We start from the raw sequence: 14,239 nt of genomic DNA, 5'->3' as shown, positions 1-14,239 counted from the left end.
AAGTCTATTGCTTACTTACAGTTGAAGCGTTTTATGCGTGGTTTACTAATTTGGCTGCTGTCGCTTGGCTGTCTGGCGACACCGGCGCTGGCACAAACTCAGCCTGCACCCCAAGCGATTCAACCGCCGCCGGATATCCGCCAGCGGGGTTTCGTCTATTGCGTCAGTGGCGTGTTGAATACTTTCAATCCGCAGATGGCCAGCGGTGGTTTAACCATAGATACGTTAGCAGCACAGCTTTACGATCGCCTGCTAGACGTTGACCCTTATACCTATCGTTTGGTGCCGGAACTTGCCGATAGCTGGCAAGTACTGGACAACGGTGCCACTTACCGTTTCCATTTGCGTAAAGATGTGCCTTTCCAAACCACCGAGTGGTTTAAGCCGACGCGCATGATGAATGCCGACGATGTTATCTTTAGCTTCCAACGGGTATTTGACCAAAATCATCCGTATCACAACGTGAACGGCGGCGACTACCCCTACTTTGATAGCCTGCAATTTGCCGACGCCGTACAGAGCGTGAAAAAACTGGATGATTACACAGTAGAATTCCGCCTCAAAGCGCCAGATGCCTCTTTCCTGTGGCATTTGGCCACCCATTACGCGCCGGTGCTTTCCGCTGAATACGGCGATGTACTGACTGCGAAAGGCAAAAAGGAGCAGATTGACCGCGAACCCATTGGCACCGGACCATTCATGCTCAATGAGTATCGCTCTGGTCAATATATTCGACTTTCTCGCAACAGTAATTATTGGAAGGGCTTGCCGCGTATGCCGCAGGTCATTATCGATCTGGGCGCTGGCGGTACCGGTCGCTTGTCTAAATTACTGACCGGCGAATGTGACGTACTCGCCTACCCAGCGGCCAGTCAGTTGTCCATTTTGCGAGATGATCCGCGTTTACGCCTAACACTGCGACCGGGCATGAATATCGCCTATCTGGCATTTAATACCCGTAAACCGCCGTTGAACGATGAGCGCGTTCGTCAGGCCGTCGCCTTGTCTATTAATAATCAACGGCTGATGCAGTCGATTTATTACGGCACCGCAGAAACCGCCGCGTCGATTCTGCCACGCGCCTCCTGGGCTTACGATAACCACGCGCAGGTGACTGAATACAATCCCAGCAAAGCTAGAGAAATACTGAAAGAGTTGGGAATCAACCCGTTACAGCTGAATCTGTGGGTACCCACGGCTTCACAGTCTTATAATCCTAGTCCGTTAAAAACCGCCGAACTGATTCAGGCGGATTTGGCGCAGGTCGGTATTACTGTGAATATCGTGCCGGTTGAGGGACGTTTTCAGGAGGCACGGTTGATGGAAATGAACCATGACCTCACGCTCACCGGTTGGTCAACGGACAGTAATGACCCAGACAGTTTCTTCCGCCCATTATTAAGCTGCGCAGCAATACGCTCACAAACCAACTATGCTCACTGGTGTGACCCGGCTTTCGATGAATTACTGCAAAAAGCCCTGCGATCGCAGCAGATATCGGAACGCATTGACTATTACCAACAGGCGCAGCGAATTCTTGAGCAACAGTTGCCTCTGCTGCCTCTGGCTTCCTCCTTGCGGCTACAGGCGTATCGTTACGACATCAAAGGTCTGGTGCTCAGTCCCTTTGGTAATGCGTCCTTTGCCGGGGTGTTCCGCGAAAGTGACGAGGGTAAAAAACCATGATTATCTTTACCTTACGTCGCCTGCTGCTATTAGTTATCACGCTAATTATGCTGTCGCTAGTAAGTTTTAGCCTGAGCTATTTTACGCCCCACGGCCCGTTGAGCGGCGCCTCCCTGTTCGATGCCTACCGTTTTTATTTGCATAGCCTGATGCAATGGGATTTTGGCGTTTCCAGCATCAACGGCCAGCCGATCAGTGAACAGCTGCGGGAAGCTTTCCCCGCCACGATGGAACTTTGCGTATTAGCATTCAGCCTCGCGTTATTCATCGGTATTCCTTTGGGTATTATTGCCGGTGTAATGCGAGGGAAGTGGCCGGATGTCGCCATCAGTTCTCTCGCACTGATCGGTTTTTCCATCCCCGTATTCTGGCTGGCACTGCTGCTGATGCTATTTTTCTCTCTGCATCTGGGCTGGCTACCGGTATCCGGACGTTTCGATCTGTTATATCAGGTAAAACCCGTGACCGGACTGGCGCTGGTCGATGCCTGGCTATCCCATTCCCCTTATCGCAAGGAAATGATATATAGCGCCTTGCAGCATATGATCCTGCCGATAACCGCACTGGCCGTGGCGCCAACCACGGAAGTCATTCGTTTAATGCGCATCAGTACTGATGATGTCATCGGACAAAATTATATTAAAGCTGCCGCGACCCGCGGACTGTCGCGGCTGACTATCATTCGTCGTCATGTGCTTCACAACGCCCTGCCGCCGATTATTCCCAAATTGGGCTTGCAGTTCTCTACCATGTTAACGCTGGCTATGATTACCGAGGTGGTATTCAGCTGGCCGGGGCTGGGCCGCTGGTTGATTAACGCCATCCGTCAGCAAGATTATGCTGCGATTTCTGCCGGCGTAATGGTGGTGGGGACGCTGGTGATCGTGATTAACGTGTTGTCGGATATTTTGGGGGCGATAATGAGCCCGTTAAAGCATAAGGAATGGTATGCCCTTCGATAATGTCTACCGCGAAAAGAAAATGCCTAGCCCGTTGCTGTATACCTGGCGCATTTTCTACGCCGACACTTTGGCAATGATCGGATTTTATGGGGTTATTGCTCTGATTTTGCTGTGTCTGTTTGGCAATATGCTCGCACCCTATGCTTTGGATCAGCAATTTCTTGGCTATCAATTGCTACCGCCGTCCTGGTCTCGCTACGGGAATGTTTCCTTCTTCCTCGGCACCGACGATCTCGGCCGCGATATTCTTAGCCGATTATTGACTGGCGCAGCGTCTACCTACGGTTCAGCGCTGCTGGTGACCGTTGCCGCCGCTCTATGCGGCGTGGTGTTAGGCGTGTTGGCTGGCGTCACTCACGGTTTTCGCTCTGCGATTTTGAATCATATATTAGATACTCTGCTTTCTATTCCATCTCTGCTGCTGGCGATCATTGTGGTGGCCTTCGTTGGCCCAAGCCTGCAACACGCCATGTTTGCGGTCTGGTTAGCATTGCTGCCGAGAATGGTTAGAACGATTTACAGCGCAGTTCATGATGAGCTGGATAAAGAATACGTGATTGCGGCGCGGTTGGATGGCGCTTCAACGCCTTATATTCTGCTGTATGCCATTTTCCCCAATATTGCCGCCGTGCTAGTGACCGAGTTCACCCGCGCCCTCTCGATGGCAATTCTGGATATTGCCGCGCTGGGCTTTTTGGATCTCGGCGCACAGTTACCGTCACCGGAATGGGGCGCTATGCTGGGGGATTCGCTGGATTTGGTCTACGTGGCACCCTGGACCGTGATGTTACCGGGCGCGGCGATTTTGGTTAGCGTGCTATTGGTCAACCTATTAGGCGACGGTATGCGTCGGGCGATTATCGAGGGAGTGGAATAATGCCGTTACTGGATATCCGCAATCTCACTATTGAATTTATGACCGCTGAAGGACCGGTTAAAGCCGTCGATCGCGTCAGCATGACCTTGACCGAAGGCGAAGTTCGCGGTTTGGTCGGTGAATCAGGATCGGGAAAAAGCTTAATTGCCAAAGCAATTTGCGGCGTGAGCAAAGATAATTGGCGCATCACCGCCGACCGCTTCCGCTTCGATGATATCGATTTGCTCCAGCTCAGCCCACGCCAACGGCGTAAGGTGATCGGCCATAATATTTCGATGATATTTCAAGAGCCACAGTCCTGCCTCGACCCGTCGGAAAATATCGGTAAGCAACTCATTCAGGCCATTCCCGGCTGGACCTATAAAGGCCGCTGGTGGCAACGATTTCATTGGCGTAAACGCCGGGCTATCGAGCTGTTGCACCGCGTCGGAATTAAAGATCACAAAGACATTATGCGCAGTTATCCCTACGAACTAACCGAAGGGGAATGCCAAAAAGTGATGATTTCCATTGCGCTGGCCAATCAGCCGCGCTTATTGATTGCCGATGAGCCGACCAACGCCATGGAACCCACCACGCAGGCGCAGATTTTCCGATTGCTGGCACGATTGAATCAGAATAACAACACGACCATTTTGCTGATCAGTCATGATTTGCAAATGATGAGTAAATGGGCAAACCGGGTCAATGTCCTCTACTGCGGGCAAACGGTGGAAAGCGCGGTATGCGAAGAGTTACTGGCCGCCCCGCACCATCCTTATACCCAGGCGCTGATCCGCGCCATGCCAGATTTTGGCCGCTCATTGCCCCATAAAAGTCGGTTGAACACCTTGCCCGGCGCGATTCCGTCGCTGGAACATCTGCCTATCGGCTGCCGTTTGGGGCCACGCTGCCCTTACGCGCAAAAAACCTGTATTGAAACCCCGCGCCTGCGGATGGCAAAAACTCACGCCTATGCCTGCCACTTCCCGCTGAATCTGGAGGAACCGTGATGACCGAAACCTTGCTTGAAGTGCGCAATCTGAGCAAAACCTTCCGCTATCGCACCGGCCTGTTTCGTCGTCAACACGTTGAAGCGGTGAAATCCGTCAGTTTTACCCTGCGGGAAGGCCAGACCCTAGCGGTCATCGGTGAGAACGGCTCCGGTAAATCAACGCTGGCGAAAATGCTGTCCGGCATGATTGAACCGACCGAAGGCGAGCTGCTCATCGACGACCATCGATTAAGCTACGGCGATTACGCTTATCGTAGCCAACGAATTCGCATGATTTTTCAGGACCCAAGCACCTCGCTGAATCCCCGTCAACGGATCGGCCAGTTGCTGGACGCACCGCTTAAACTGAATACCGATCTGGACGCCAACGCCCGCGAACAGCGCATTTATCAAACGTTGCGGCAGGTTGGTTTGTTGCCAGATCACGCTAACTATTATCCGCATATGTTGGCCTCTGGGCAGAAACAGCGTATCGCTCTAGCTCGCGCCCTGATTTTGCAGCCAAAAGTGATAGTGGCGGACGAAGCCTTGGCGTCGCTGGATATGTCCATGCGCTCACAAATTATCAATCTGATGCTGGAATTGCAGGACAAACATGGCATAGCGTATATCTACGTGACGCAGCATCTGGGCATGATGAAGCACATCAGCGATCAGGTGATTGTGATGCACGAAGGCGAAATTGTTGAACGTGGCAGCACCGCCGAAGTGCTAGCCGCCCCGCTACACGATTTGACCAAACGCCTGATTGCCAGCCACTTTGGCGAGGCGCTCACCGCCGATGCTTGGCGACGTGACGGCGGGCGCTTTTAGCCGTATCCACTGCTCGGAGCAGTGGAAAAGCACCATATTCAGTCCGGGCGTGATAGAATCGCTCGGTTTATTAACGCAAAACGCGCTGGTTAAGTCGATGTTTCAACAAATTGTTTTAATATTCGTCACCACTCGCGTCAGCACGCAACAATGACCACAAGGATTACTGCTATGGGTTTTCTAACCGGCAAACGCATTCTGATTACTGGCGTAGCCAGCAAACTGTCTATTGCCTACGGTATTGCACAAGCAATGCACCGTGAAGGCGCTGAACTGGCTTTCACCTATCAGAACGAAAAACTTAAATCCCGCGTTGAAGGCTTTGCGGCAGAGCTGGGTTCTACCCTGATCCTGCCTTGTGATGTAGCTGAAGATGCCAGCATCGACGCCATGTTTGCTGAACTGGGAAAAACCTGGCCTAAGTTTGATGGTTTCGTTCACTCTATCGGTTTTGCTCCGGCAGACCAGTTAGATGGCGACTATGTTAACGCCGTAACCCGTGAAGGTTTCGGTATTGCTCATGACATCAGCTCTTACAGCTTCGTGGCGATGGCCAAGGCTTGCCGTTCTATGCTGAACCCGAATTCCGCGCTGTTGACCCTGTCTTATCTGGGTGCTGAGCGTGCGATCCCTAACTACAACGTTATGGGTCTGGCGAAAGCCTCTCTGGAAGCTAACGTGCGCTACATGGCTAACGCTATGGGTCCTGAAGGCGTTCGCGTTAACGGTATCTCTGCTGGTCCAATCCGTACTCTGGCGGCATCGGGTATCAAAGATTTCCGTAAAATGCTGGCTCACTGCGAAGCTGTCACCCCAATTCGTCGCACCGTGACCACAGAAGACGTGGGTAACTCCGCCGCTTTCCTGTGTTCCGATCTGGCGGCTGGCGTTTCCGGTGAAATCCTGCACGTTGACGGCGGTTTCAGCATCGCTGCGATGAACGAACTGGAATTGAAATAATCCGTAGCTGATTTATTCGCTCAAGGTTATCCGAATCCGCTGCCTCACTGCAGCGGATTTTTTTTGGCTTCGATTTGTTCTTTGCTCCGATTAATTCCATCATTTAATCGTTTTTTGGCAAAGTTATGGCCATTTTTGTTCTATCAATCCAGATGTTATTACTTTTGGTTATGGAATATGGTTTAACATTATTTTATCTCGCTAATCCGATCGGCAATGATATCCACTGCGTTTACCTCATCGAACCACAGGATATCTTACCGATGTCGATGCCAATTCCGGTCTTCTGCTATATATCCGGCAACTGCTTATCTGGCAACGTTCATTTGTTGTTCTTCTGTGTTTGCTCAATTGATTCGGCTACAGCCCCTGCAGCTGTCGCTGCCGTTTTTATCAGTAAAACAAGGAGATCTTCATGGTGCAGTTTCGACGTCAGGATAATGCCCACTGGTATCACGAGACTCAGCGTAGCATGACGGATGACGCTTTACGGGAGGGGGTTTGTGCCGGCGGCCATTACGGACACGATGATTTTTCGGCTTTAAGCAATAGTGATAATCTGGCTAATGCTTTTTCTGATAAAAGCCCTTTCTTATTAGGATTGGATGCGCAGGTCAATCCGGACTTACAGGATTTGTTGCAGCAGCGCGATGAAACGCTGCGGGCTTCGCACCGCATGTATCAAACGCTGTTCCCAGCCCAGATTTCCCTCTCTGCCGATCTGACTCTGTCTCTATACGACCGTTTAAGCAGCGCCCTGATCGTGGCTCAGGTTACCGGTGTTCAACGTTTGTGTAATCACTATGCCGAGCGTCTGATGCCGTTATCCAGCGATGACGCTTCGCGAGAAAGCAATATTCGCCTGACGCTACTCACCCAATACGCCCGCCAGTTAGCCAGTCAACCGACGCTGATAAACCGCCGCGCATTACAGCAGCTTAGCGATGTTGGGCTGACATCATTGGATATTATTATCTTCTCGCAAATTGTCGGCTTTGTCGGCTATCAGGCGCGAGCCGTCGCGGCAATTTCTGCCCTAGCGGGTTATCCCACGGTGATATTGCCCGGTTTCCCTCGAATGGAAGATGCGGAAAGCGCGAATTTTAGTGATGAAGTGAAGGGCTGGCAGGCCTGGCTGCCGAATCGGTTTTGTGAGGCGGAATCGCTGGAACAGGCACAAAACTTGACCTTAACCGATGTGTTAAATCAGCATCCTCATAGCCAGCAGGTTTACGCTGATCTTCTTTTGCGGTTACGGGCTCCCGACAATCACCCACAACCAGCGTTACTGGAACTGGCGGCGCTGGTCAGTGCACGAATCAACGGCAGCGCCTGTTGCCTGGTTCACCATCGTCAACGCTACTTGCAAATAAAACCAGACATTACTCTCATCAATAAATTGCAGTCAGGCATTAGCCAAAACCTGAGCCAAAGCTCGACGGAATCACTGGAAAGTTCGGTAATTCGACTGGCGGCGGAATTAACCCGCGCGCCAGAAAGATTTGGTCCGCCGATACTGGCTCCGCTGCTAGAACGCGGTTTTTCACCCTTGCAACTGCTGGATACCTTATTCAGCGTAGCGCTAGCAGGCTGGACCAATCGATTAGTACAAACGTTGGGGTCGCCTCACGGCACATTGCAGTAGGCCTGAACCGATTAAATCGGTGCCAGCCACTCTCTGGCTGCGTCAAAGAAATGCTGGGCCAGCGGCGTCACGCGACTTGGCTCGGCAACAACCACCGCCGCACGGCGACTCATACTGACAATATTCACCGGCCGCCGCATCAGCGCCGGTGACATGTCCTCCAACAAACTTCCACGTGGAAACAATCCGCAGCCTAAACCGACGAAAATCCCCTGTAATAATTGAAATATTGAGGTCGTTTCCAAACGCGCATGTAAAGCGAAACCCGCGTCGCGAAAGCTGTTATCCAGATAACGACGGAAATAACGAGTCGGCTCCGCTAGACACAGCGGTAATTCCGCGACCTGAGCCAGTGACAACGGAATTTCATCCACCAAATCAGGGAAGTGCTGAGGATGAAAAATCAAATCTACGCCGCTGTCTTCCAAAGGCTGAGACTGAAAATGAAGCTCATTCAGCGTGGTCAGCTCGAAAAAACCTATTCCCACATCCACTGAGTGACCCGTTAACGCTTCCAATAGCTGATCGGCACTCAGTACCGAAACCCGATAGTCCAACTGTGGATAGCGCTCGCTGATCCGTTTTAGCAAGCCGGACAGTGAAATGCTGCACTGCGGCACTACGCCAATCCGCAGAGTCCCGTTCAAACCGTGTTTAAGTGACTCGACTTCCAGCTTCAACCCTTGATAAACCGAAACAATCTCCCGCGCCCAAGCCAGCACGCGTTCCCCTTCTGGCGTAAAACCTTCGAAATTATTGCCCCGATTGATCAGCGAAACGCCCAGTTCTCGCTCCAGATTTTTCAGACGCATCGACAAAGTCGGCTGACTGACAAAACTGGCCTCGGCTGCCCGCCCAAAATGACGAGCCTGTTCCAGATTGCACAAATAGATCAGTTGTTTGATATCCATTACTGCGCTCAATATCGCGTTATTTATTCCAGTATATCATTTTGCGACTCTATCTCAGCGGCCTCAGGCGGTTTTACGGCGTAGCATACCTAAACTGCGCTATCCGCATTCAGCGACACTTATCTACATTTAGCTAAATCCAATCAAGCAGCCCTCAAGCAAAGTTGAAAAACCATTTAGCAGGCAAATAAGACTTTCTGCAATTTTTAGCCGATTCGTGAAGTTCATCGCGATTAACCCTGTCAAAAAGATGGGTTTCAGGCTGTGAGTCAGCAACGGGGAGTTTGCAAGACAAAATTTTACTTAAATTTGATAACTAGATCACATTTCGTTATCAGGTCAACCGCATTCCGTTGCATAACAATTCACTCAGTTTTGGATAATTATGGAAAATCCTGTATATGCACAACATTTAGCGGATCATTTAACCATGCACAATGTGATGAACTATTGATGAGTCAAATAGCAGAATATATCACTAAATAAAATCCGCTCAGCTTTTAATCAAAATAAAAAATCGGCAAACAGCGAAAACATAAACGTTAATACTGCATAACATTTGTAACATGGGTTTATTCCTCTACCCTGCTTATATGTAACAGAGTATTACAAAGCGCTTGTCTCATTGACAAAGATAGTGAACATTAACCGCCGCCATTCATCTTATAACAACGCAAAAGGATGCCGTTCCGCGCATCACATTTGCAAATTCCTGTCATTTTATGGCCGGTAGTAAAAATTAGAGGTCCCTGTGACAACTGCAAACAACAACAGCAACGAACCTGAAAACATCAGTATGAATGCTTTCAAACAGCCGAAAGCTTTTTACCTCATATTCTCCATCGAACTTTGGGAACGTTTCGGGTACTACGGCCTGCAAGGGATCATGGCCGTCTATCTGGTGAAAATGCTCGGGATGAGCGAAGCCGATTCTATCACCCTGTTCTCATCATTTAGCGCACTGGTCTATGGCTTCGTTGCCATCGGCGGTTGGCTGGGTGATAAAGTGCTTGGCGCAAAACGCGTGATCGTCTTAGGCGCGCTGACACTGGCCGTGGGTTACACCATGGTGGCCTATTCTGGACACGATATCACTTGGGTGTATATCGGCATGGCGACCATCGCCGTAGGTAATGGCCTGTTTAAAGCCAACCCGTCCTCCCTGCTTTCAACCTGCTATAACAAAGACGACCCGCGTTTGGACGGTGCATTTACCATGTACTATATGTCCGTCAACATCGGTTCGTTCTTCTCCATGCTGGCCACTCCGTGGTTGGCGGCAAAATACGGTTGGAGCGTGGCATTCTCTCTGAGTGTGGTCGGTATGCTAATCACCTTGGTGAACTTCTGGTTCTGCCGTAAGTGGGTGAAAAACCAAGGTTCTAAACCAGACTTCGCGCCACTGCATTTCAGAAAACTGCTTATGGTGCTGATTGGCGTAGTTGCGCTGGTGACGCTGTCTACTTGGTTGCTGCACAACCAAACCGTGGCTCGCTGGGCGCTGGCGCTGGTTTCCCTAGGTATCATCATTATCTTCGCCAAAGAAACCTTCTCTCTGCACGGTACCGCTCGTCGTAAGATGATCGTTGCTTTCTTGCTGATGCTGGAAGCCGTGGTGTTCTTCGTGCTGTACAGCCAGATGCCAACTTCCCTGAACTTCTTCGCGATTCATAACGTTGAGCATTCAATCTTTGGTCTGGCGTTTGAACCTGAACAATATCAGGCGCTGAACCCATTCTGGATTATGGTTGCCAGCCCTGTTCTAGCGGCGATCTATAACAAAATGGGCGATAAATTACCGATGCCGCACAAATTCGCCTTCGGTATGATCCTGTGCTCCGCGGCCTTCCTGGTTCTGCCTTGGGGCGCCAGTTTTGCCAACGAACACGGCATTGTGTCAGTTAACTGGCTGATTCTGAGCTACGCCCTGCAAAGTATCGGTGAGCTGATGATTTCAGGTCTGGGTCTGGCGATGGTTGCACAATTGGTTCCGCAACGTCTGATGGGTTTCATCATGGGGTCATGGTTCCTGACCACCGCCGCTGCGGCACTGATCGCCGGTAAAGTTGCCGCCCTGACAGCGGTGCCAAGCGATGTGCCTGATGCTCATGCTTCCCTCGCTATCTACAGCCATGTATTTATGCAAATCGGTATTGTCACCGCCATCATCGCCATTCTGATGATGCTGACCGCGCCAAAACTGCATCGCATGACATTAGACCTGCAAAAGAAAGATAAAGACGTAACTCCGGTCACTGCTGCATAAGCAACCCGTTAGTGTCGTTAGTAAAAACGCCTCCTTATGAGGCGTTTTTTGCTTTAGGTTTAATGCAAAACCCTATTGAGCACACATCAAGTCGATACTCGTAAGGTGGCAATCAGACAACGGCGAACACCTACTGTTTTACGTCTTACGGTGGGAATGATAAACCATGGATATGACGGCGTCGAAAATCGGCTCCTGCAAGGATAATTAAGATAAGCTTCAAGAATTAAGTGTTTATATTTTGGGGACTCTTAGACGTTGACTACCTAGTCAGATTTATATCAGTTAATTTGTCCGAGCGACGAATCGCCATTGATAGTGATATCAAGAATATTGACGCGTGAGGCAATGCGAATATCCGTTATGCATTGCGCTATCGATTGGGTTATCACTATCAACGCGAGTTACGGCATATCTATTCTTGCGAAAAAGCCGACATATCATTCTCGTGGCTTTGATTTAAGAACCCTTCCGACTTCTCTTAGCTATCCCATCCCTATCATTCATCGCGACAATCCTGTCTATCACGGGTTCACAGACTCTGGCCCTCAACCTGATTCTGCTATTGTCTTCTGACTATTTAAAGTGCCATATATTGCTGAAAGTCAGACGTATGCCATTGCAGTAATCATTTAGGTCAATGCCACCAGCCCCTGACATCCCTCACCGACGGATACTGGATGGGTAGCACCGCGCGCATTTCATTTCGTATTAACTTACCGCGATTGTCATCGTTATCCTCATTTTCGACCTACTGGCGAGATATCCACGCTGCAAGTTTTCCGAATGACCACCTGTTGATAAGCGGACTGATGACGTTACGTTCAACTTATTGGGGCTTAAATCAATTTAATCTATTGTTTTAAAAGTAAAATTTATTAATTCCCCGAATAGGCAGGCTGGTACGCCTTTTTGACCAACCCGCCTATTCAGCGCTGGTTAAGATAACAGGACGAAACGATCCAGTTGCCGACGCAATTGTGCATTTTCTTTCTTGAGCTGCTCAACTTGCTCCAGTAGCGTCAAGGTCATCGCCACACCGTGCCAATCCAGATCTAATTCATTTTGCAATCGACGGGCGCGCTGGAGATAAATTAACGCTTCTGCGTCAAATACCCAGAGCGAGTCACCGGGATCCAACGGAACAATCACTCCCAGCGCCACCACTTCTATCAATTCGTCCCGCAGAATTCCGGTGGTCTGACATAATTCAGTCAACGTATAAGTCATCTGTATTTCGGCCATAATCTGTTACTCCCATCCAGTCCGAGGATTAAATGCAGCCTGTTCAGACAGTTGTTGCCACAGTGCCCGCGTTTTCTCGTCCGGTTTTGGCGGCATAACCACCTTGAGAACCGCATACAAATCGCCAGTGCCTTTTTTGCTCGCCAGCCCCTTCCCCTTCACTCGTAACCGTTGACCGCTCTGACTACCGGATGGAATAGTCAGATTGATTTTCCCTGTGAGAGTGGGAACTTCAACGCTGGCTCCCAGCGCCGCTTCCCAAGGTGCGAGCGGCAACACTATTTGTAAATTCTGCCCATCAATATCAAACAACGGATGCGGAGCGATACGAATGACCAGATAGAGATCGCCATTGGCACCGCCACCTAATCCCGGAACGCCTTGCCCTTTCAAACGAATACGCTCGCCATCCCCGACGCCAGCGGGAATTTTCACCTTCAGCGTTTTAGTTGAATCGGTTCTGCCAAGGGCATCATACGTTGGGATTTGAATGGCGCGCGTCTGTTCGGACAGCGTTTCCTCCAAGAAGATTGGCAGCTCCATTTCAATGTCCTGCCCGCGCATACTCTGAGAGGATTGATGGGAGGAATAATGAGCAGAGGCGCCGCGATTGCCGAAGAAAGATTCGAAGAAGTCAGAAAAATCATGGGTATCACCGCCACCGGCTCTACCTTGCCACTGTTGCCCACCGGTATGATAACCGGCCTGCTGGCCAAAATGAGGATCGTTGCGATGTAGCCTCAGTTCGTCATATTCAGCTCGCCGTTCCGCATCTTTTAACACTTCGTAAGCCTCGGCGATTTCCTTAAACTTACTTTCCGCATCTGGCTCAGTGCTAACATCCGGGTGATATTTACGCGCTAACCTGCGATAAGCCGTTTTGATCTCTTTCTGCGAGGCCGTTGGCTCCACGCCCATAACCACATAGTAATCTTTGAATTCCATACGGCAATATCCTTAAGTTTAATGTGCCATAGATATAAGATATCCCCATCTCACGTTTATAAAACAAATTTATGCATATTTCTATCCGTACTCCCACGCGCCCAACCCACCTGTAAACTATAGCGCTGACCTAGGTTTACGGGTCTCACTCAAGGCATTTTGCGAGGAAACAGTCCTTATTCCTCCGAATTAAGCGCTCTGCGGATGTCTGTTAATGCATAAAAATAGCGTCACTGACAGGGGGAAACACCGATTAAAGCTGAAGGAAGTCCGGTCAATCCCCCTTTCAACCTTATGTTATTAAATGAATTACGTGGTAAAGTGAGCGCCATAATAAGCGGTACAATCACAATTTAAGCAACGGATAAACCATGAATTTAAGAAACCGGACATTTCTTTTTTGGGGGGTGATGGATCTCTACGCTGTGTTATATATTGGTGTACAGTATTTCCTACAGGAAAGAATTCCTTTGGTAGCTGAAGTGCAGTACCTGTTAGAAATCGGTTTTGATAAGTACCCGCTGATTTACGCAATGATTACCCTATCGATCATTTTCAAAATATCGCTGATAATTACCACCGTTCTGTTTCTGACTCGCAGTCAATATGCCATTAAAGCAGCATTTATTCAGGAGCCTTTCCGCCTGTTGTTAGTTATTCCCTCTCTCTCGATGATTACGCCGGTTCTGAAAGAATTCAACATTAGAATTCTTGCCGTTAGCCTAACGCTATTGCTGATATCTGAAGTATTCAAAATCGTTTCTTTGTATAAAGTTCAAATAAAGACCGGGCTCAATAAAACTACGCCCTTCATCGTCTGATTTGGGGAAAAACAATATTCTCACGCTATCAGCGAAATGAGTCACTCTGTGGGATGACCTGAAAATTGATAACGGGATAAAATGACTGACTCAAACGCTGCGGTAGCAAATCAA

General features: G+C 49.7%; 12 protein-coding genes. 9 read left to right on the top strand and 3 right to left on the bottom strand.

Going from position 1 to position 14,239, the window contains the following annotated elements; all coding sequences use genetic code 11:
- Positions 1 to 33 precede the first annotated feature (33 nt).
- The 7 genes from sapA to AD970_RS13985 all read left to right on the top strand — a co-directional run bounded on the left by sapA (position 34) and on the right by AD970_RS13985 (position 7,937).
- Entirely contained in the window at positions 34 to 1,686 is a 1,653-nt protein-coding gene (gene sapA / locus AD970_RS14020; protein ID WP_049600240.1) for an ABC transporter substrate-binding protein SapA, read from the top strand.
- Complete coding sequence (gene sapB, locus AD970_RS14015; protein ID WP_049600237.1) at positions 1,683 to 2,648, top strand: putrescine export ABC transporter permease SapB; 966 nt, start codon at positions 1,683 to 1,685, stop codon at positions 2,646 to 2,648. The genes sapA and sapB overlap by 4 nt, the downstream gene beginning before the upstream one ends.
- On the top strand, positions 2,635 to 3,525 hold the full coding sequence (gene sapC / locus AD970_RS14010; protein WP_049600236.1) for a putrescine export ABC transporter permease SapC: 891 nt from the start codon (positions 2,635 to 2,637) through the stop codon (positions 3,523 to 3,525). The genes sapB and sapC overlap by 14 nt, the downstream gene beginning before the upstream one ends.
- Positions 3,525 to 4,517: a putrescine export ABC transporter ATP-binding protein SapD gene (gene sapD / locus AD970_RS14005; RefSeq protein WP_049600234.1), complete on the top strand. Its 993-nt coding sequence runs from the start codon at positions 3,525 to 3,527 to the stop codon at positions 4,515 to 4,517. The genes sapC and sapD overlap by 1 nt, the downstream gene beginning before the upstream one ends.
- A complete protein-coding gene (sapF, locus tag AD970_RS14000; protein ID WP_049600232.1) occupies positions 4,517 to 5,332 on the top strand; it encodes a putrescine export ABC transporter ATP-binding protein SapF in 816 nt (271 codons plus the stop codon). Before sapD ends, sapF begins: the two co-directional genes overlap by 1 nt.
- 171 nt (positions 5,333 to 5,503) lie before the next feature.
- On the top strand, positions 5,504 to 6,292 hold the full coding sequence (fabI, locus tag AD970_RS13990) for an enoyl-ACP reductase FabI (protein ID WP_049600227.1): 789 nt from the start codon (positions 5,504 to 5,506) through the stop codon (positions 6,290 to 6,292).
- A gap of 415 nt (positions 6,293 to 6,707) precedes the next feature.
- Positions 6,708 to 7,937: a CMD domain-containing protein gene (locus AD970_RS13985; RefSeq protein ID WP_049600226.1), complete on the top strand. Its 1,230-nt coding sequence runs from the start codon at positions 6,708 to 6,710 to the stop codon at positions 7,935 to 7,937.
- 11 nt (positions 7,938 to 7,948) lie between these two features.
- On the opposite strand, the gene AD970_RS13980 is transcribed toward AD970_RS13985, so the two are convergent.
- Positions 7,949 to 8,848: a LysR family transcriptional regulator gene (locus tag AD970_RS13980; RefSeq protein WP_049600225.1), complete on the bottom strand. Its 900-nt coding sequence runs from the start codon at positions 8,846 to 8,848 to the stop codon at positions 7,949 to 7,951.
- Positions 8,849 to 9,599: 751 nt separating this feature from the next.
- Between AD970_RS13980 and dtpA the strand changes: the two genes are divergently transcribed.
- Positions 9,600 to 11,114 carry a dipeptide/tripeptide permease DtpA gene (gene dtpA, locus AD970_RS13975; protein WP_049600222.1) on the top strand — a complete coding sequence of 505 codons (1,515 nt, stop codon included), beginning with the start codon at positions 9,600 to 9,602 and terminating at the stop codon, positions 11,112 to 11,114.
- A 939-nt stretch (positions 11,115 to 12,053) separates the two neighbouring features.
- On the opposite strand, the gene cbpM is transcribed toward dtpA, so the two are convergent.
- On the bottom strand, positions 12,054 to 12,359 hold the full coding sequence (gene cbpM / locus AD970_RS13970; RefSeq protein ID WP_049600220.1) for a chaperone modulator CbpM: 306 nt from the start codon (positions 12,357 to 12,359) through the stop codon (positions 12,054 to 12,056).
- A 6-nt stretch (positions 12,360 to 12,365) separates the two neighbouring features.
- On the bottom strand, positions 12,366 to 13,304 hold the full coding sequence (cbpA, locus tag AD970_RS13965) for a curved DNA-binding protein (protein ID WP_049600217.1): 939 nt from the start codon (positions 13,302 to 13,304) through the stop codon (positions 12,366 to 12,368).
- Between the two features lie 371 nt (positions 13,305 to 13,675).
- Here cbpA and AD970_RS13960 point away from each other — a divergent pair, with 371 nt between their 5' ends.
- Complete coding sequence (locus AD970_RS13960; RefSeq protein WP_072080654.1) at positions 13,676 to 14,125, top strand: hypothetical protein; 450 nt, start codon at positions 13,676 to 13,678, stop codon at positions 14,123 to 14,125.
- Positions 14,126 to 14,239: the final 114 nt, after the last annotated feature.

The organism is Yersinia nurmii, from assembly GCF_001112925.1.
GTDB classification, from domain to species: domain Bacteria; phylum Pseudomonadota; class Gammaproteobacteria; order Enterobacterales; family Enterobacteriaceae; genus Yersinia; species Yersinia nurmii.
Note: the sequence above shows the minus strand (reverse complement) of the source record. Positions and strands in the feature narration are given on the sequence as shown.

Excerpts from the sequence above, each read along its gene's own strand:
- cbpA (WP_049600217.1), bottom strand. The coding sequence starts at position 13,304 with ATGGAATTCAAAGATTACTATGTGGTTATGGGCGTGGAGCCAACGGCC.
- sapB (WP_049600237.1), top strand. The coding sequence starts at position 1,683 with ATGATTATCTTTACCTTACGTCGCCTGCTGCTATTAGTTATCACGCTA.
- sapF (WP_049600232.1), top strand. The coding sequence starts at position 4,517 with ATGACCGAAACCTTGCTTGAAGTGCGCAATCTGAGCAAAACCTTCCGC.
- AD970_RS13980 (WP_049600225.1), bottom strand. The coding sequence starts at position 8,848 with ATGGATATCAAACAACTGATCTATTTGTGCAATCTGGAACAGGCTCGT.
- sapC (WP_049600236.1), top strand. The coding sequence starts at position 2,635 with ATGCCCTTCGATAATGTCTACCGCGAAAAGAAAATGCCTAGCCCGTTG.
- sapA (WP_049600240.1), top strand. The coding sequence starts at position 34 with ATGCGTGGTTTACTAATTTGGCTGCTGTCGCTTGGCTGTCTGGCGACA.
- AD970_RS13960 (WP_072080654.1), top strand. The coding sequence starts at position 13,676 with ATGAATTTAAGAAACCGGACATTTCTTTTTTGGGGGGTGATGGATCTC.
- AD970_RS13985 (WP_049600226.1), top strand. The coding sequence starts at position 6,708 with ATGGTGCAGTTTCGACGTCAGGATAATGCCCACTGGTATCACGAGACT.
- fabI (WP_049600227.1), top strand. The coding sequence starts at position 5,504 with ATGGGTTTTCTAACCGGCAAACGCATTCTGATTACTGGCGTAGCCAGC.
- cbpM (WP_049600220.1), bottom strand. The coding sequence starts at position 12,359 with ATGGCCGAAATACAGATGACTTATACGTTGACTGAATTATGTCAGACC.
- sapD (WP_049600234.1), top strand. The coding sequence starts at position 3,525 with ATGCCGTTACTGGATATCCGCAATCTCACTATTGAATTTATGACCGCT.